The sequence below is a fragment of the Variovorax sp. GW821-FHT09B05 genome, assembly GCF_059418265.1.
In genome coordinates this window covers 40,037-58,152 of sequence record NZ_JBWKPN010000013.1, presented here as the reverse complement: position 1 = coordinate 58,152, position 18,116 = coordinate 40,037, and the positions used below count along the sequence as shown (strand labels likewise).

Sequence of the window (18,116 nt, the reverse complement as noted above, 5' to 3'; positions counted from 1 at the left end):
CCCACGCGTTTCAGTGGGCGCCCGCGTCGCGCAGCAGCGAGGCCGCGTGCAACCCGAGCGCATCGGCCTGCGCGTGATCGCCGGCCTCGGCGCGCGCGCTCACCTGCAGCATCGGCTCGGCGCCCTCGGGGTCGCCCCAGGCGGCGTCGATGCGCAGGCTGCCGTCGGGTTGCCAGCGCGCATGCGCGGCCAGCGGCATCGAGCAGCTGCCGCCCATCGCGCGGCTCACGGCGCGCTCGGCGGCGGTGGCGAGCCAGTCGCCGCGGTGCGACAGCGGTGCCAGCAATGCGATCAAGTCGGCGCGGTCGGCGCGCACCTCGATGCCCAGCGCGCCCTGGCCCGCGGCCGGCAGCATGGTCTCGGGCTCGAAGGCGATGCGGATGCGGTCCTCGAGACCCAGGCGCTTGAGGCCCGCGGCGGCGAGCACGATGGCGTCGTACTGGCCCTCGTCGAGCTTGCGCAGCCGGGTGTCGAGGTTGCCGCGCAGCGGTTCGATGCGCAGGTCGGGCCGGCGCGCGCGCAGCAGCATCACGCGGCGCAGGCTCGAGGTGCCGACCACGGCGCCCTGCGGCAGTTCGTCGAGCGAGGCGTAGCGCGGCGACACCAGCGCGTCGCGCGGGTCATCGCGCTCGAGCACGCAGGCCAGCACGAAGCCCTCGGGCAGCTCCATCGGCACGTCCTTGAGCGAATGGACCGCGATGTCGGCGCGCCCTTCCTCGAGCGCGAGCTCGAGCTCCTTCACGAACAGGCCCTTGCCGCCGACCTTGCTCAGGGTGCGGTCGAGGATCTGGTCGCCGCGCGTGGTCATGCCCAGCAGGCGGACCGAATGGCCTTTTTCTTGCAACAGCGTTTGCACGTGCTCGGCTTGCCACAAGGCCAGCCGGCTTTCGCGCGTGGCAATCACGATATTGCTCAAAACCGCCCCCGAAAAGTACATGAACAGAAACCGGCGGGATGCTAGCATGTTGCGCCGCAGCAACGGCGGCGACGCTCCATTCCAACAGCACTCCAAGTCTCCAGGAACACCATCGAATGAAAGCCAGCAAGACCCCTGCCGCCCCACCGAAGCGCAGGCAAGCCGAAGACCAGCCGCTGATCGACGACATCCGCCTGCTGGGCCGCATCCTCGGCGACGTGATCCGGGAGCAGGAGGGCAAGGAGAGCTATGAACTGGTGGAGAAGATCCGCACGCTGTCGGTGGCCTTCCGCCGCGATGCCGATCAGGCCGCCGACCGCGCGCTGAAGAACCTGCTCAAGAGCCTGACCGCGGCCGAGACGGTGCGCGTGATCCGCGCCTTCAGCTACTTCAGCCACCTGGCCAACCTGGCCGAAGACCGCCACCTGATCCGCCGCCGCACCGAGGCCGAACGCGCCGGCGAGAGCGCCGACGGCGACCTGCAGACCGCGCTGGCGCGCATCCGCAAGGCCGGCGTGAAGCCCGACGAGATCGTGGCCACGCTGGCCCACAGCTACCTGTCGCCGGTGCTCACCGCGCACCCGACCGAGGTGCAGCGCAAGAGCATCCTCGACGCCGAGCGCGCCATCGCGCAGCTGCTGACCACGCGCGACGAGATCCGCCTGCGCCAGCAGGCCTATGCCGGCGGCACCGACGCGCTGTCGCCGCTCGAATTCGCCGACAACGAGGCGCAGATCCGCATCCGCGTCACGCAGCTGTGGCAGACGCGCCTGCTGCGCTTCTCCAAGCTCACCGTGGCCGACGAGATCGAGAACGCGCTGAGCTACTACGAGGCCACCTTCCTGCGCGAGATCCCGCGCGTCTATGCCGACCTCGAGAAGGCGCTGGCGCAGGGCGGCCAGACGCCCTCGGTCGCGACCTTCCTGCGCATGGGCCAGTGGATCGGCGGCGACCGCGACGGCAATCCCAACGTGACGGCCGAGACCCTCGAGTACGCGCTGCGCCGCCAGGCCGAACTGGCACTGCGCCACTACCTCACCGAGGTGCACTACCTGGGCGGCGAGCTCTCGCTGTCGGCCACCCTGATCGACGTGTCGGTCGAGATGCAGGCGCTGGCCGAGCGTTCGCCCGACACCAGCGAGCACCGCAAGGACGAGCCCTACCGCCGCGCGCTGACCGGCGTGTACTCGCGGCTCGCGGCCACGCTGCGCGAGCTCACGGGCGGCGAGGCCGCGCGCCACGCGGTGGCGCCGCAGAACCCCTACGCCTCGGCCGAGGAGTTCCTGGCCGACCTGCGCACCATCGACGACTCGCTCGGCGAGAAGCACAGCAGCCTGCTGGCCGCGCCGCGCCTGAAGCCGCTGATCCGCGCGGTCGAGGTGTTCGGCTTCCATCTCGCCACGGTCGACCTGCGCCAGAGCTCCGACAAGCACGAGGCCGTGATCGCCGAGCTGCTGGCCACCGCGCGCATCGAACCCGCCTATGCCTCGCTGGCCGAGGAGGCCAAGCAGACGCTGCTGCTCAAGCTGCTCGACGACGCGCGCCCGCTGCGCGTGCCCGATGCCGACTACTCGCCGCTCGCCCGCAGCGAGCTCGCGATCTTCGCGGCCGCGCGCGTGGCCCGCGCGCGCTACGGCAACGCGGCGATCCGCCACTACATCATCAGCCACACCGAGACCGTGAGCGACCTGCTCGAGGCGCTGCTGCTGCAGAAGGAAGTGGGCCTGCTGCGCGGCGCGATGGACAAGGACGCCACCTGCGACCTGATCGTGGTGCCGCTGTTCGAGACCATCGAGGACCTGCGCAATGCCGCGCCGATCGTGCGCGCCTTCTATGCGCTGCCGAACATCCAGGCGCTGATCGAGCGCTCGGGCGCCGAGCAGGACGTGATGCTCGGCTACAGCGACAGCAACAAGGACGGCGGCATCTTCACGAGCAATTGGGAGCTCTACCGCGCCGGCATCGCGCTGGTGGCGCTGTTCGACGAACTCAACAAGAAGAAGGCCAACCCCATCCGCCTGCGCATGTTCCATGGCCGTGGCGGCACGGTGGGACGCGGCGGCGGCCCGAGCTACCAGGCGATCCTCGCGCAGCCCCCGGGCACGGTGCGCGGCCAGATCCGCCTGACCGAGCAGGGCGAGGTCATCGGCTCGAAGTACGCCAACCGCGAGATCGGCCGGCGCAACCTCGAGACCCTGGTGGCCGCCACGCTCGAGGCCACGCTGCTGCCGCAGGGCAAGTCGGCGCCCGCCACCTTCCTGTCGGCGGCCGGCGAACTCTCGAGCGCGAGCATGGCCGCCTACCGCAAGCTGGTCTACGAGACCCCGGGCTTCGGCGAGTACTTCTTCAGCGCCACGCCGATCCGCGAGATCGCCGAGCTCAACATCGGCTCGCGCCCCGCCTCGCGCAACCCCAGCCACAAGATCGACGACCTGCGCGCCGTGCCCTGGAGCTTCAGCTGGGGCCAGTGCCGCCTCACCATCCCGGGCTGGTTCGGCTTCGGCGCGGGCGTGGAGCAGTTCCTCGCGGCCGCCGGCAATGCCGCGGGCCGCAAGGAACGCCAGGCGCTGCTGCAGCGCATGTACGCGCAGTGGCCCTTCTTCCGCACGCTGCTGTCGAACATGGACATGGTGCTCGCCAAGAGCGACCTCGCGCTGGCCTCGCGCTATGCCGAACTGGTGAGCGACCGCAAGCTGCGCCAGAAGGTGTTCTCGATGATCGATGCCGAATGGCACCGCACCTCGGACGCGCTCACGCTGATCACCGGCGCCAAGCAGCGGCTCGAGGGCAATGCCGAGATGCAGCGCTCGGTGCGCCACCGCTTCCCCTACATCGACCCGCTGCACCACCTGCAGGTGGAGCTGATGCGGCGCTACCGCGCGGGCGACGGCGGCGAGCGGCTGCAGCGCGGCATCCACATCTCGATCAACGGCGTGGCCGCCGGCCTGCGCAACACCGGCTGAGGAGGCGCGCATGCAAGGCTCCTGTCTCTGCGGCGCCGTGGCCTACGAGGCCACGAAGCTTGCGGGCCCGATCGGCCACTGCCACTGCCGGACCTGCCGCAAGGCGCATGCGGCCGCCTTCGCGAGCACGGCCCGCGTGGACCGCGCCGACTTCCGCTGGCTGCGCGGCCAGGACGACGCGCTCGCGGCCTTCGAGTCGACGCCCGGCAAGCTGCGCCACTTCTGCCGCCGCTGCGGCAGCCACCTCGTGGCCGAGTGGGTGGCCCAGCCGCAGGTGATCCTGCGCGTGGGCTCGCTCGACGACGATCCGGGCGTGCGGCCCAGCCAGCACATCTGGCGCTCGCACGACGTGCCGTGGATGGCCTGCGGCGAGGACATTCCCTCGTTCGCCGAGGCCGCGCCGCCCAAGCCCTGAGCGCGCCCTTGCCGTCGATGGACGGCAAGGCGCCGCTCCCGGGCGCCTGCGTGCAGCCGAAAGCACGCAAACCCCTCGATTGTTCGCCCTGGGGAAACTGACAACTGCCGCGCGCCCCCTTTGTCGCGGGCGCCCCGGCGACCACACTGCGAAGCCCTTTGCAACAAGCATCGACCGCCGTGCCGGCCGATGCCCACCGGACTTCCTTCCCATGATGAACGCACCCAGCGGCGCCCCCTGCATCGACGCGCTGCCGCCCGATTCCGCGAAGACCTCGCGCTCGACCTGGCTCGCGGTCGGCTCGCTCTCGGTCGGTTCCTTCGCCATGGTCTCGACCGAGTTCATGCCGATCGGCCTGCTCACCGACATCGCCAGCACCCTCAACGTCTCGAACGGCACCGCGGGCCTGATGATCACCATGCCCGGCATCCTCGCGGCCTTCGCGGGACCGGGCCTGATCGTGGCCTCGGGCCGGCTCGATCGCCGCACCCTGCTGATCGGCCTCACCGTGGCGCTGATCGCCTCGAACCTGCTCGCGGCCTTCGCGCCCAACTTCGCCACCATGCTGATCGCGCGGCTGATCCTCGGCCTGTGCGTGGGCGGCTTCTGGACCTTCGCGCCGCCGGCCGCCACGCAACTGGTGCCACCGGCCCAGCAGGCGCGCGCGATGTCGCTGGTGCTGGCCGGCGTGTCGGCCGCCACCGTGCTCGGCGTGCCGGCCGGTGCCTTCCTCGGCACCACCTTCGGCTGGCGCGCCTCCTTCGCCGCCACCGGCGCGCTGGCCGGGGCCGTGCTGCTGGTGCAGCTGTGGCTGCTGCCGCCGCTGCCCTCGGCACGCGCCATCGGCGCGCGCGACCTGCTGATCCCGCTGACGCGCCGCATGGCCCAGGTCGGCCTGCTCGCGGTGCTGTTCTTCATCGCCGGCCACTTCGCCGCCTACACCTACCTCAAGCCGCTGCTGCAGCAGGTCTTCGGCCTCGACCCCAACGGCGTGACCACGCTGCTGCTGGTCTACGGCGCCGTGGGCTTCTTCGGTACCTTCCTCGGCGGCAGCATGGTGGCGCGCAGCGTCCGCGGCACCACCCTGCTGGCTGCGCTGCTGCTGGCCACGGCGCTGATCCTGTCGACGCTGCTCGGCACCGGCATGGTGGCCGGCGCGGTGGTGGTCGTGATCTGGGGCGTGGCCTTCGGCCTGATCCCGGTGGCGCTCACCGGCTGGATGCTCGAGGCCGTGCCCGACGCGCCCGAGGCCGGCCAGGCGCTGCTGGTCAGCGGCTTCCAGGTGGCGATCGCCTCGGGCGCGCTGCTCGGCGGCCGCGTGGTCGACGGCTGGGGCATCTCGAGCACCATGGTGATGAGCGGCGGGCTGGTGCTGGTCGCGGCGCTGATCGTGGTCACGCTGGGCCGCGCGCGCAGCGCCGCCGTGGCGGCCTGAGCGGCAGCCTTCCCTTCAACGGCCGGGACGCCTGCGTGGCGCTCCCGGCCGTTTGCCTTCGGCCCCCGCCCGCGCGATCGCATCGAGCACCACGCGCAGGCCCTTGCCCACCGGCTTGTCGCGCCGCAGCACGATCGCCAAAGTGCGCGACATGGGCGGCACCAGCCGGCTGATCTTCAGCTCGGGATGGGCACCGCGCCCGCGCATCGCCATGCCCGGCACGATGGCGTAGCCCAGCCCCGCCGCCACCATCTCCTTCATCGCCTCGACGCTGCCGAGCTCCATCACCGGCTGCGGCTGCAGCCCCTCGGCCGCGAACCAGCGGTCGACCAGCCGGCGCGTGTTGGCCGCGGGTTCGAACAGCACCAGCGGCAGCGGCGCCAGGTCGGCCGGCCCCACGCGCGCCTTCAGCGGCGCGAGGTCGGCGCGGCCGATGGCCACGAAGTCGTCGTCGAGCACCGGCGTCACCTCGAGCGAACGCCCCGCGGCCGGCAAGGTGACGAGCGCGAGGTCGATGCTGTTCTCCTCCACCTTGCGCACGCAGTCGTCGGTGTTGCCGGTGCTCACCACCACGCTGAGCGCCGGGTACTGCTCGCGCAGCGCGCGCAGCAGCGGCGGCAGCAGGTGCAGGCAGGCGGTGGCGCCGGTGCCCAGCCGCACGCGGCCCGCGACCGCGCTCGCATGGTCGGCCAGCGCCTCGATCGCGTTCTCGACCGCCGCATCGATGTGCTGCGCATGGCGCAGCAGCTCGCTGCCGGCAGCCGTGGCCCGCGCGCGCCGGCCCACGCGCTCCACCAGCCGCACCGCGAGGCGGCGCTCGAGCTGGCGCACCTGCAGGCTCACCGCGGGCTGGCTCAGGCCCAGGCGCTCGGCCGCGGCCGAGAAGCTTCCGGTCTCGACCACCAGGCCGAAGGCGCGCAGCTGGTCGAGGTTGAGCGAGCGCTGCAGCGGCTTGTCCAAAGTTTTTCTCATGGCTTGCATAGGTGATCGAAGCTTCATTTATCGAACACCGCGCGTCAAGATCGCGCCATGCCTTCTTCCGACCCTTCTCCCTCTTCCGCCGCGTTCGAGATCGCCGACGCCGAGCCCCAGCACCTGGACCAGATCCAGGCCATCTACAGCCACTACGTGCTGCACGACCTCTGCTCCTTCGAGGAGCAGGTGCCGACCGTGGCGCAGATGCTGTCGCGCCGCCTCGAGGTGCTGCGCCTCGGCCTGCCCTACCTGGTCGCGCTGCGCGAGGGCCGCGTGGTCGGCTATGCCTATGCCGGCGCCTACCGCGCGCGCTCCGCCTACCGCCACACGGTCGAGGATTCGATCTACGTCGCGCAGGGCGAACACGGCCGCGGCATCGGCAAGGCGCTGCTCGCGGCGCTGATCGAGCGCTGCGCCGCGCAGGGCCTGCGCCAGATGGTCGCGGTGGTCGGCCACAGCGGCAACGCGGGCTCGACGCGGCTGCACGAGAGCCTGGGCTTCGAACGGGTCGGCGTGCTGCGCGACGTGGGCTTCAAGTTCGGCCGCTGGGTCGACACCGTGCTGATGCAACGCGCTCTGGCCTGATGGCGGGCCCGGTCTCCACGCCCGCGCCGGGCTGGCTCGCGATGCTCTGCGCGAGCCGGCTGCTGCAGGCCATGATCGTCACGGCCTATGCCGGCGTGCTGCCCTTCACCATGGTCGACTGGCAGATGAGCGCCGCGCAGGCCGGCTCGATCCAGAGCGCCTGGCACGTGGGCTACATGAGTTCGCTGTTCGCCGTGGGCCTGCTCGCGGACCGCTTCGGCGCGCACCGCGTGTTCCTGCTCGGCAGCGCGGTCAGCGCGGTCGCGGCGCTGGGCTTCGCGCTGTTCGCGAGCGGCCATCGCTCGGCGCTGCTGCTGTACGGGCTCGCGGGGCTGTGCGCCGGTGCCTCGTACACGCCGGGGCTGCAGCTGCTCGCGCGCAATGCCGAACCCGCCGTGCGCGGCCGCGCGATGGGGCTGTTCCTCGGCGCCTCGTCGCTCGGCTATGCGCTCTCGCTCGCGGTGGTGGCCGCGCTCGCAAGCCTCGCGCACTGGCGCCATGGCCTGATCGCGGCCGCGCTGTGCACCGCGGTGGGCGCGCTGCTCACCGTGCCGGCACTGCGCCGCATGCGACTGCCCACGGCACCGCCGCAAGCCGCGCGCGAAAGCACGCTGCGCGCACTGGCCGAGACCGTGCGCGACAAGCCCGCGATGGCCGGCAACTGGGCCTATGCCTTCCACTGCTGGGAGCTGATGGCGCTGTGGGCCTGGCTGCCCGCCTACCTCGTGGCCGCGTCGGGCGATGTGCCGGCGGCGTGGAAGGGCGCGGGCATCGCGCTCGCGGCGCTGGCGCACCTGGTCAGCGTGTTCGGCAGCATCGCGGGCGGTGCCGCTTCCGACCGCTGGGGCCGCGCGCACGTGATGATGGTCGCCACCCTCGCGAGCCTGTGCATGTCCTTCGCCTTCGGCTGGATGTGGAGCTGGCCGCTGTGGCTGCTGGCGGCGGCCGCCGCGCTCTACAACCTGTTCGCCATCGCCGACTCCTCGGTCTACTCGACCGCGCTGGCCGACGTGGTGGCGCCGCATCGCCTGGGCGTGGCCTATTCGGTGCGCTCGGTGATGGGCTTCGGTGCGGGCGCGATCAGCCCCTGGGTGTTCGGCCTCGCGCTCGACTGGGGCCAGGCACGCTTCGGCGTGGGCAGCACCCACAGCTGGGTCGCCGCATGGACCACGGTCGGGCTCGGCGCACTGCTCGGGCCGCTGATGATCGCGCGCTTCGCGCGGCTGGCCAGGCCACCGCGCTGAGCGCCCTCAGTCGCCCTCGCCCTGCGCCCACTCCGGGCTGTAGCCGCCCAGTGTCGGGTGGTACATCTCGTCGCCCGCATGCTGGGTGAACTCGACGTTGAGCCGGTCCTCGCGCAGCCCCAGGATCTCCGCGCAGTCGCGGCACAGCGCCTTCGCGACCGCGAGCCGCAGCTCGGCCGAACGGCCGCGCCGGATGTCGCACATCAGCACCGACACTTCCACCGGCTCGCCATCGACCATGCGCCACACGCCGCCCTCGCCCGCCTCGCGCACCGCGACGCTGATGCGCCGGATGTCCACGCTCATCATCGCGGCATAGGTCTCGCAGAGGCGCTGCGCGAGCCGCTGCTTGTCGGTGGCCGCATGGCGGCCGTTCACGTCGAGTTGCAGATAGGGCATTTCAGGCGACTCCTTCGAGGGTGGAGGCGAGGCGGAGCAGCGCGGCCTCCCTGCCGGCCGCGGCCACCAGTTGCAGCGCGATCGGCAGGCCGTCGATGCGACCCACGGGCACGCTGATCGCGGGCAGCCCGACCAGGTTCCACGGGCTCGTGAGCGACAGCAGCGCGGCGCGCACCTCGACGGCCGCGCCGTCAATGCGGGGCATTCTTTCGCCGATGGTGGGCGCCAGCATCGGCACGGTCGGCAGCGCCAGCACCTCGTGCCGCCGCAGCAGGTCGGCCACGGTGCGCGCCACGGCCTCGCGCTGCGCGAGCGCGCGCACATAGCGCCAGGCCGGGATCGCCTCGCCGCGGCGCAGGCGCTGCAGCACCTCGGCATCGATGGCCCCGGCGCCGCGCGCCACGTCCTCCGCATGCACCGCGAAGGCCTCGCTGGCCTGCAGCGTGGAGAAGATCTCGAACAGTTCGTGCGCCTGCGGCAACTGCGCGGGCAGGTCCACCTCGTCGACCGGCAGGCCGGCGACACCGAGGCGCTCGCGCACGGCGCGCGCGATGCGCGGATCGGTGCGCGCGAGCAGCGAAGGAACGATCCAGCCGATGCGCGCCGCGGGCGCCACGGCCGCATCGAGTGGCGCCAGGCAGCCATAGGCCAGCGCCACGTCCTCGGCGTTGCGCGCGAACAGCCCCACGTGGTCGAGCGACGCGGCCAGCGGCCGCACGCCCTCGCACGAGATCGCGCCCCAGGCCGGCTTGAAGCCCGCCACGCCGCACAGCGCCGCCGGCACGCGCACCGACCCCGCGGTGTCGGTGCCGAGCGCCAGCGGCACCATGCCCGCGGCCACCGCGACCGCGCTGCCGCCGCTGCTGCCGCCCGACATGCGCGCGGGCGCATGCGGATTGCGCGCCGCGCCCTGCACCGAGCGGTCGCCGGTGGCGCCGTAGGCGAACTCGTGCAGCGTGGTCTTGCCGACCGGCACCGCGCCGGCCGCGCGCAACTGCCGCACGCAGGCCGCGTCGTCGCGCGCCACGTGCTCGAGGTACAGCGCCGAGCCCTGCGTGGTGGGCTGGCCCGCGATGTCGATCAGGTCCTTGATCGCCACCGGCATGCCGTGCAGCGGGCCGCGGTCGATGCCTTGCCGCAGCTCGTCGTCGGCACGCAGCGCGGCGGCGCGCGCGCCCTGCGCATCCACGCGCACGAAGGCATTGAGGCGCGGGTTCCGAGACTCGATCTCGGCCAGCGAGGCCTCGATCAACTGCGCCGAGGTGCGGCGGCCCGCGCGCAGGTCGTTCGCGAGCGCGGCGATCGTCTGCCGCGCGAAGAAGCCGAAGGTCTCGCTCATCGCGGCAGCGCCCGTGCACCGACGTAGCCGAGCAGCGGGTCGTAGAGGTCGGTGCGGCGGTCGCGGTGCAGGTCGTTGAGCGGCGTCCAGATCGGTGCCGAGCGCGCCGCGCCGATGTCGACGTCGGCATGGAGGATGGTGTCCTCGTCGGGCCCCGCGATGCGGCCGATCGGCCAGCCGTTGGTGCCCGCGATCAGCGAGTTGCCCATGAAGCCCGCGCCGCGCTCGGTGCCGATGCGGTCGGCCGTCGCGATGAAGATGCCGTTGGCATGGGCCGCCGTCATCGTGAGGTAGGCCGCCATGCAGGTGCCGCTGGCGTCATACAGCGGCGGCGGCGTCCAGACCCAGTTGGTGGGCGCGCAGACGATGTCGGCGCCCAGCTGCGCGAGGATGCGCGGCACCTCGGGAAACCAGATGTCCCAGCACACCAGCAGGCCGATGCGGCCGATCTTCGTCTCGAACACCGGATAACCCTCGTCGCCGGGCGTGAACCACAGCTTCTCGTTGTTCCACAGGTGGGTCTTGCGATAGCGACCGATGTAGCCCTCGGGCCCGACCAGCACCGCGGTGTCGAACAGCTGCAACCCGTCCTGCTCGACCAGGCAGCCGACGATGTAGATGCCGTGCTGCGCCGCATACGACACCCAGCCCTGCACCGCGGCACCGCCGGGCACGGGCTCGGCATGGGCATAGGCCTCGGCGCGGCCACTGAAGCAGTAGCCGGTGGTCGCGAGCTCGGGCAGCACCACCAGCTGCGCGCCGTTGGCGACCGCGGCATCGAGCCGCTGGTAGATCGCCGCGCTGTTGCGCGCGAGGTTCTCCACGCCGACCTGCGGGTCGAACTGGACCACGGCCACGCGCACGGGACTGGCGCGCAGGCCGGGAACGGCATCGGCGCCGCGGACGATGTCGGCGGCGGGGGACGGTTGCGTATCGGATGAAGCGGTCATGGATGGCTTTCTGCGCGCTGGCAAAGGGAGTGATCGAATCGGTTATCTGGTTTTTATTTGAAACCTGATTGATCGTAGGCAGATCAGTTTTTATTTGCAACCTGATAGACCGGACAGCCCCGCCGCGCCGCAAGGTCTTGCGACAGCGCCCATACGGCCATCGCCGAGATGGTTTAATCCTGCAACCACATCCACCCGCAACGCATCGCCATGGCCCGCCGCAAAAGCCTCAAGGAAGACGCCTGTCCCATGGCGCGCACGCTCGACATCCTGGGCGACCGCTGGTCGCTGCTGATCGTGCGCGACGCCTTCGACGGCATGAAGCGCTTCGGCGAGTTCCAGCAGAGCCTGGGCGTGGCGAAGAACATCCTCGCGGACCGCCTCAAGAACCTGGTGAACGAAGGCGTGCTGAGCCAGGCGCCGGCCTCCGACGGCTCGCTCTACCAGGAGTACCTGCTGACGCCCAGGGGCGAGGGGCTTTTTCCGGTGGTGGTGGGGCTGCGCCACTGGGGCGAGCAGCATCTCTATGCCAAGGGCGAGCCGCACTCGGTGCTGGTCGAGCGCGAGAGCGGCAAGCCGGTGAAGCGCATCGATCTACGCACGCACGACGGGAAGCCGCTGGCGCCGGCGGCGACCTTCGTGAAGAAGCTGCCCGAGAAGCCGGCGCCGGGCGGCCGGCCGGCCTTCAAGTCGGCGGGCTGAGCCGCCCTACTCGCCCAGCAATTCGCCGATCGGCTGCAGGTCCTCGACCCGGTCGCAGATGGCCTTGATCACCATGGTGATCGGGATGCCGAGCAGCAACCCCCAGACGCCCCAGAGCCAGCCCCAGAAGATCACGCCGACGAACACCGCGACCGGGTTCATGCGGCTGGTGCGGCTGGTGAGCCAGGGCATCAGCAGGTTGCCGACCAGGGTGTGGATCAGCAGCGAGGTGCCGGCCACCAGGATGCCCATCTCGAGGGTATTGAACTGCAGGAAGGCCACCAGGCCCGCGGCCGAGAGCACGATCACCGAGCCGATGTAGGGGATGAGGTTGGTGACCCCGGCCACGATGCCCCACACGGCCGCGTTCTGCAGCCCGAGGGCCCAGAAGGCCAGGCCGGTGGCGACGCCCACGAGCACGCTGGTGAAGATCTGCACCAGCAGGTAGCGCTCGATGTTGCGCGTGATGTCGTCGAGCACGTGCACGGTGATCTTCTTCTTCTCGAGGCTGGAGCCCGAGATCTTGATCAGCTTGCGCCGGAAGGTGGAGCCCGAACAGAGCGCGAAGTAGGTGAGGAAGGCCACCAGCGTGAGCTGTCCGGCCGCGCCGAGCAGGCCGACGGTGCCGGTCCAGAGGTAGTCGCGCACGTTGAACGGCGGCCGCTCGATCACCACGCGCGCAACGCCGCGGCGTGCCAGCGCGCGCGAGTTCTCTTCGGCCGCGCGCTCGAGCTGCGAGGCCGCCTGCTGCACGCTGTCGAGCGTGCCGCCGGTGCTCTTGTCGGTGCGCGTGGCCTGGCGCAGCTTCTGCGCCGCGGCCGGCAGTGAATCGAGCAGGGACGAGGCGCTGCCCGAGAGCGAATAGCCGGTCCAGCCGATGGCGCCGCACAGGCCGAGCAGGATGACGGCGGCACCGATCCAGCGCGGCAGCCACCAGCGCTCGAGCCGGTCGACCAGCGGCGACAGCGCATAGCTCAGCAGCAGGCTCAGCATCAGCGGGATGAACACCGACTGCGCCCACTGCAGCGCGAACACGCTGGCCAGCACCGCGAGCACCACCAGCGAGAAGCTGCGCACGTCGACCGGCACGCGCAGCACCGGCAGGTCGCGCTCCGCGTCGGCCTCGGACTTCGGCGCGGGCGGCGGCTCGGGGCGCAGCGCGGGCGCGGGAACGGCGGCGGCCGTCACCGGCTCCTCGGGCACCGGGGCCAGCTCGGGCGCGGGCACCTCCTCCTGCGCGGGCGGCGGCCGCGGGGCGTCGTCGTCGCTCGCCTTGTCGTTCATCGTGCGTCCTTGATGACCTCGCGCACCGCCGCCAGCTGCCGGCGCGATACCGCGACCAGCTCGGGCACGGTCGACAGGCGCAGCGCCCAGCCCTCGGCGTCCTCGCCATCATCGTAGCGCTCGAGCGCGCGGATCGCGCTGCGCGCCACCAGCGCATTGCGGTGCACGCGCAGGAAGCGCTGGGGATAGCGCTCCTCGAAATCGTTGAGCGAGCCGTCGAGGATGTGGCTGCGCGCGGCCGTGCGCACCGTGAGGTACTTGTACTCAGACTTCAGGTAGACGATCTCCGCCAGCGGCACGCGTTCGGCGCGGCCGCGGTCCTGGATCAGCACGCTCTCCTGCGCCACCTTGTCGCTGGCACGCTCCTTGAGATAGCGCTCGGCCTTCTGCAGCGCCTGCTGCAGCCGCTCGGCGCGCACGGGCTTGGTGAGGTAGTCGACCGCGTCGAGCTCGAAGGCGGTGACGGCATGCGCCGCATGGGCGGTCACGAACACCACGGCCGGCGCGTCGGCGCGCTCGCGCAGCGCGCGCGCCACCTCGATGCCGTCGATGCCGGGCATGTGCACGTCGAGCAGCACCACGTCGAGCTTCATCGACGCCAGCTGCGCCTGCGCCTCGGCGCCCTGCGCGGCCTCGGCCACCACCTCGGCCGCGGGCGCGCTGCAGTCGCGCAGCAGGGTGCGCAGCCGCGAGCGGGCCAGCGCTTCATCGTCGACGATCAATGTCCTCAGGCTCATTCATGTCCCCCCAACGCAATGGCATGCGTTCATGATTCGGCGGGTATCGCGATGCGCACCCGGTAGCTCTTCTGATCCATGCCGGCGCTGAACTGCATGCGCATGTCGTGCAGCAGCCGCAGCCGGTCCCTCACGTTCGCCAGCGCGATGCCGTGGCCGCGCGGCAGCGGTTCGTCGGCCCAGCGCAGCGGCGGCAGGCTGTTGACCACCTCGATCACCACCATCGAGCCGCGCCGCTCGGTGCGGATGCGCAGCTTGGCACCGTCCGGGCTCGGTTCCACGCCGTGCTTGATCGCATTCTCGACCAAGGGCTGCAGCAAGAGCGGCGGCAGCCGCGCGTCGCTGGCCGCGGCATCGAGGTCCCAGCGGATGCGCAGCCGCTCGCCGAAGCGCACCTGCTCGATCGCGAGGTAGCGCTCGGCCAGCGCGATCTCGTCGGCCAGGGTGCCCGATTCGCCGGGATCGGCCAGCGCCTGGCGGAACAGCTCGCTCAGGTCCTCCAGCATGGTCTCGGCCTTGGCGGGCTCCTCGCGCACCAGCGCGATGGCGCTGTTGAGCGTGTTGAACAGGAAGTGCGGCCGGATCCGCGACTGCAGCTCCTCGAGCCGCGCGGTGGTGGCAGCCGGCGTCTGGCCACGTGCGCGCAGCACCATCGCCGCCATCACCATGCCGGCGAAGAAGGCACCGGCCAGGGCGCTCGCGAACCAGGGCGCGCTGACCAGCACGCCCGTGAGCCGCAGCAGCCCGCAGCCATAGAGCGCCGAGATGGCGCCCAGCAGCGCGCCCACCGCGTACTGCCACGGCACCGGCAGCTGCCGCAACGGCTTCTTGAGCCCGCAGGCCGCGACCAGCCACAGCAGGGTGGCCGGCAAGGCGCCGCCCGTGACGGTGGCGGCCTGCACCAGCCACTCGCCGGGCGAGCCCGAGACGAACATCGCGGCCACGCCCACCACCGCCTCGACGAAGACCACGGTGCGCAGCACCACGCCGATCTGGCAGGCGTCGAACAGCACGGCCTGCGCGCGCGCGGGCGGGCGGGCGCGGTCGGAGGACGCGGCGGGTGGGGTGGCCGATAAAATCGCCGGCTTGCGCATTCGCAGATACATTGGGTAACCAGCCCATTATTGCCTCCCGAACGGCTCCCATGACCCAAAACCAACTCGACAAGAAATCCGAAGCCTGGTCCGCCCTGTTCTCGGAACCCATGAGCGACCTCGTGAAGCGCTACACCGCCAGCGTCTTCTTCGACAAGCGCCTGTGGCAGGCCGACATCGAAGGCTCGCTCGCCCATGCCGGCATGCTGGCCGCGCAGGGGATCATCACCATGCAGGACCACGCCGAGATCGAGCGTGGGATGGCGCAGATCCGCGCCGAGATCGAATCCGGCGCCTTCGAATGGAAGCTCGACCTCGAAGACGTGCACCTGAACATCGAGGCCCGCCTGACCCAGCTCGTGGGCGACGCCGGCAAGCGGCTGCACACCGGCCGCAGCCGCAACGACCAGGTCGCGACCGACGTGCGCCTGTGGCTGCGCGGCGAGATCGACCTGATCGCCGAGCTGCTGGTCACCCTGCAGAAGTCGCTGGTCGACATCGCCGAGAAGAACGTCGAGGTGATCCTGCCGGGCTTCACCCACCTGCAGGTGGCGCAGCCCGTGAGCTTCGGCCACCACATGCTGGCCTACGTCGAGATGTTCAGCCGCGACGCCGAGCGCCTGGCCGACGTGCGTCGCCGCGTCAACCGCCTGCCGCTGGGCGCCGCCGCGCTGGCCGGCACCAGCTACCCGCTCGACCGCGAGCTGGTCGCCAGGACGCTGAACATGGAAGGCGTGTGCCAGAACAGCCTGGACGCCGTGAGCGACCGCGACTTCGCGATCGAGTTCAGCGCCGCCGCCAGCCTGTGCATGGTGCACATCAGCCGCATGAGCGAGGAGCTGATCCTCTGGATGAGCCAGAACTTCGCCTTCATCCAGATCGCCGACCGCTTCACCACGGGCTCGTCGATCATGCCGCAGAAGAAGAACCCCGACGTGCCCGAGCTGGCGCGCGGCAAGACCGGCCGCGTGGTCGGCCACCTGATGGCGCTGATCACGCTGATGAAGGGCCAGCCGCTGGCCTACAACAAGGACAACCAGGAAGACAAGGAGCCGCTGTTCGACACCGCTGACACGCTCAAGGACACGCTGCGCATCTTCGCCGAGATGATCGGCGGCATCACGGTCAAGCCCGAGGCGATGGAACTGGCCGCGCTGCGCGGCTACGCCACCGCCACCGACCTGGCCGACTACCTGGTGAAGAAGGGCCTGCCGTTCCGCGACGCGCACGAGATCGTGGCCCACGCGGTCAAGGCCGCGACCTCGCACAAGGTCGACCTGGCCGAGCTGCCGCTGGCGGTGCTGCAGCAGTTCAACCCGAAGATCGAGAAGGACGTGTACGACGTGCTGAGCCTGCGCGGCTCGCTCAACGCACGCAACATCCTCGGCGGCACGGCGCCCGCGCAGGTCAAGGCGCAGATCGCGCGCCACCGCGCCCGCCTCGGCTGATCGCGCCGGCCCTCGGCAGCGCAGCGACCCGCAGGGCCCGCCATGTTCTACGCCATCCCGCTCGAGAACCGCCCGAGCTGGCGCAACCCGCCGTGGATGACGGTGCTGCTGATCCTCGTGAACATGCTGGTGTTCTGGGGCCCGCAGCGCAGCGAGGAGAACGCGCAGGAACGCGCCGCGCGCTACTACGCGAAGAGCGCGCTGCCGGCGCTCGAGCTGCCGGCCTTCGTCGACTGGCTCGAGCGCACGCAGTCGCCGCGCGCCGAGGCCGCGCGGCAGCTGCTCAAGCTCAAGCGCACCGACGAGCTGCTCGAGGGCCTGCAGCACGAGCGCGTGTTCCTGCGCCAGTTGCGCGCCGACGAGGTGATCACGCCCGCGCATCCGCGCTTCGACGAATGGAAGCGCGAGCGCCGGGAGTTCGATGCCCAGTGGCCCGCGCCCTTCACCGAGCGCTGGGCGCAGGACTACGCGAAGGACGCCGAGTTCAAGCCCTGGACCTGGATCACGGCTGCCTTCCTGCACGGCAGCACCGGCCACCTGCTGGGCAACATGCTGTTTTTGTTCCTGTTCGGCTTCTCGGTCGAACTGGCGCTCGGGCGCACCACCTTCCTGAGCTTCTACCTCCTGGGCGCCGTCGGTGCCTCGGCGCTGGCCGACTGGGCCTATGCGGGCAAGGGCAGTTACGGGCTCGGCGCCTCGGGCGCGGTGTCGGCGCTGATGGGCATGTATGCCGTGATGTACCGGCTGCGGCGCATCCGCTTCTTCTACCAGCTGTTCTTCTACTTCAACTACGTCACGGCACCGGCCCTGCTGCTGCTGCCGGCCTGGATCGCCAACGAACTGCTGCAGCACCTGGTGGGCGGCCAGGGCATCGCCTACATGGCGCATCTGGGCGGGCTGTTGAGCGGTGCGGCGCTGATGACGCTCGCGCTGGCGCTCGGGCGCGTGAAAACGCCCGAGACGCTGGCGGCCGAGCGCGCGAGCGCGCGCGACCACGACGGCGGCGATGGCGAATTCCAGCGCCGCGTCGCCAACGCGCGCCGGCTGGGCGCGGCGATGAAGTTCGAGTCGGCCAGCAGCGAATGGCGCGCCGCCGCGGCGCTGCGCCCGAACGACGCCGACACCCTGCGCGCCTGGTTCAACACCGCGCGGCTGCAACCGGCCGGCGACGACTTCCATGCCGCGGCGCGGCGCATCTTCCGCCTGAGCGCCACCGACCCCGACACGCTGGCGCTGCAGCATGCGAGCTTCACCACCTACCTCGACCAGGCGAAGCCCGGCGTGCGCCTCAAGCCCGACGACATGGCGCGGCTGGCGCGCCGCTTCGTGCGCATCCGCCAGTTCGAGGACGCGCGCCGGCTCTGCACCATCCTGCTGAAGACCGCGCCCGACCATCCCGAGCTGGCCGACACGCTCTCGGTGTGCGCCAACGGCCTGCTGCATGCGGGCGAGCGCGACAAGGCGGTGGGCCTGCTGCCGCACCTGCTGCGGCTCGCGCCCGACGACATGGTCACGCGCGCGCTGCAGCGCGCCTGAGCCGTTTCGCGGTTTCCGGCCGCCGGTCGGAGACCCACACAGTTCGCAAGGACTTGCTCGGCAAACGCTAGCGATACTTAACTTTGCATTCCAG

General features: G+C 71.2%; 16 protein-coding genes. 8 read left to right on the top strand and 8 right to left on the bottom strand.

Features of this window, described 5'->3' with window-relative positions:
• Positions 1-10: 10 nt before the first annotated feature.
• Complete coding sequence (gene hemC, locus AC07RM_RS28990) at positions 11-937, bottom strand: hydroxymethylbilane synthase (protein ID WP_495336745.1); 927 nt, start codon at positions 935-937, stop codon at positions 11-13.
• 95 nt (positions 938-1,032) lie between these two features.
• On the opposite strand from hemC, the gene ppc reads away from it, so the two are divergent.
• From ppc to AC07RM_RS28975, 3 genes are all read left to right on the top strand, one after another.
• Positions 1,033-3,879, top strand: a complete 2,847-nt coding sequence (gene ppc / locus AC07RM_RS28985) for a phosphoenolpyruvate carboxylase (RefSeq protein ID WP_093348623.1) — start codon at positions 1,033-1,035, stop codon at positions 3,877-3,879.
• Between the two features lie 10 nt (positions 3,880-3,889).
• Positions 3,890-4,294 (top strand): GFA family protein, encoded by a 405-nt coding sequence (locus AC07RM_RS28980; RefSeq protein WP_495336744.1) that lies wholly within the window; start codon positions 3,890-3,892, stop codon positions 4,292-4,294.
• A 211-nt stretch (positions 4,295-4,505) separates the two neighbouring features.
• Positions 4,506-5,729 carry an MFS transporter gene (locus tag AC07RM_RS28975; RefSeq protein WP_208507499.1) on the top strand — a complete coding sequence of 408 codons (1,224 nt, stop codon included), beginning with the start codon at positions 4,506-4,508 and terminating at the stop codon, positions 5,727-5,729.
• Positions 5,730-5,744: 15 nt separating this feature from the next.
• On the opposite strand, the gene AC07RM_RS28970 is transcribed toward AC07RM_RS28975, so the two are convergent.
• Positions 5,745-6,710, bottom strand: coding sequence for a LysR family transcriptional regulator (locus tag AC07RM_RS28970; protein ID WP_495336743.1), 966 nt, complete (start codon positions 6,708-6,710; stop codon positions 5,745-5,747).
• 48 nt (positions 6,711-6,758) lie between these two features.
• Between AC07RM_RS28970 and AC07RM_RS28965 the strand changes: the two genes are divergently transcribed.
• Positions 6,759-7,289, top strand: coding sequence for a GNAT family N-acetyltransferase (locus AC07RM_RS28965; protein WP_398498202.1), 531 nt, complete (start codon positions 6,759-6,761; stop codon positions 7,287-7,289).
• Positions 7,289-8,533, top strand: coding sequence for an MFS transporter (locus AC07RM_RS28960; protein WP_495336742.1), 1,245 nt, complete (start codon positions 7,289-7,291; stop codon positions 8,531-8,533). Before AC07RM_RS28965 ends, AC07RM_RS28960 begins: the two co-directional genes overlap by 1 nt.
• A 6-nt stretch (positions 8,534-8,539) precedes the next feature.
• On the opposite strand, the gene AC07RM_RS28955 is transcribed toward AC07RM_RS28960, so the two are convergent.
• From AC07RM_RS28955 to AC07RM_RS28945, 3 genes are read right to left on the bottom strand one after another with little or no spacing between them, the layout of a single operon-like run.
• On the bottom strand, positions 8,540-8,932 hold the full coding sequence (locus AC07RM_RS28955) for a tautomerase (protein WP_495336741.1): 393 nt from the start codon (positions 8,930-8,932) through the stop codon (positions 8,540-8,542).
• Between the two features lies 1 nt (position 8,933).
• The gene (locus AC07RM_RS28950; RefSeq protein WP_495336740.1) at positions 8,934-10,271 is read right to left on the bottom strand and encodes an amidase; all 1,338 of its coding nucleotides are present in this window, start codon (positions 10,269-10,271) and stop codon (positions 8,934-8,936) included.
• Positions 10,268-11,221: a nitrilase family protein gene (locus AC07RM_RS28945; protein ID WP_495336739.1), complete on the bottom strand. Its 954-nt coding sequence runs from the start codon at positions 11,219-11,221 to the stop codon at positions 10,268-10,270. The genes AC07RM_RS28950 and AC07RM_RS28945 overlap by 4 nt, the downstream gene beginning before the upstream one ends.
• Positions 11,222-11,431: 210 nt before the next feature.
• Between AC07RM_RS28945 and AC07RM_RS28940 the strand changes: the two genes are divergently transcribed.
• Complete coding sequence (locus AC07RM_RS28940; RefSeq protein ID WP_208507507.1) at positions 11,432-11,923, top strand: winged helix-turn-helix transcriptional regulator; 492 nt, start codon at positions 11,432-11,434, stop codon at positions 11,921-11,923.
• A gap of 6 nt (positions 11,924-11,929) precedes the next feature.
• Here the strand turns inward: AC07RM_RS28940 and AC07RM_RS28935 are convergent, their stop codons facing one another.
• Genes AC07RM_RS28935 through AC07RM_RS28925 form a run of 3 tightly spaced genes read right to left on the bottom strand, consistent with a single transcriptional unit; the run spans position 11,930 to position 15,038 of the window.
• Positions 11,930-13,207, bottom strand: coding sequence for an AI-2E family transporter (locus tag AC07RM_RS28935; RefSeq protein WP_495336738.1), 1,278 nt, complete (start codon positions 13,205-13,207; stop codon positions 11,930-11,932).
• On the bottom strand, positions 13,204-13,944 hold the full coding sequence (locus tag AC07RM_RS28930) for a LytR/AlgR family response regulator transcription factor (protein WP_057592325.1): 741 nt from the start codon (positions 13,942-13,944) through the stop codon (positions 13,204-13,206). Before AC07RM_RS28930 ends, AC07RM_RS28935 begins: the two co-directional genes overlap by 4 nt.
• Before the next feature lie 29 nt (positions 13,945-13,973).
• Positions 13,974-15,038, bottom strand: coding sequence for a sensor histidine kinase (locus AC07RM_RS28925; RefSeq protein ID WP_495336737.1), 1,065 nt, complete (start codon positions 15,036-15,038; stop codon positions 13,974-13,976).
• A 50-nt stretch (positions 15,039-15,088) separates the two neighbouring features.
• On the opposite strand from AC07RM_RS28925, the gene argH reads away from it, so the two are divergent.
• Positions 15,089-16,486 (top strand): argininosuccinate lyase, encoded by a 1,398-nt coding sequence (gene argH / locus AC07RM_RS28920; RefSeq protein ID WP_495336736.1) that lies wholly within the window; start codon positions 15,089-15,091, stop codon positions 16,484-16,486.
• A 42-nt stretch (positions 16,487-16,528) separates the two neighbouring features.
• The gene (locus tag AC07RM_RS28915) at positions 16,529-18,022 is read left to right on the top strand and encodes a rhomboid family intramembrane serine protease (protein WP_495336735.1); all 1,494 of its coding nucleotides are present in this window, start codon (positions 16,529-16,531) and stop codon (positions 18,020-18,022) included.
• Positions 18,023-18,116 lie beyond the last annotated feature (94 nt).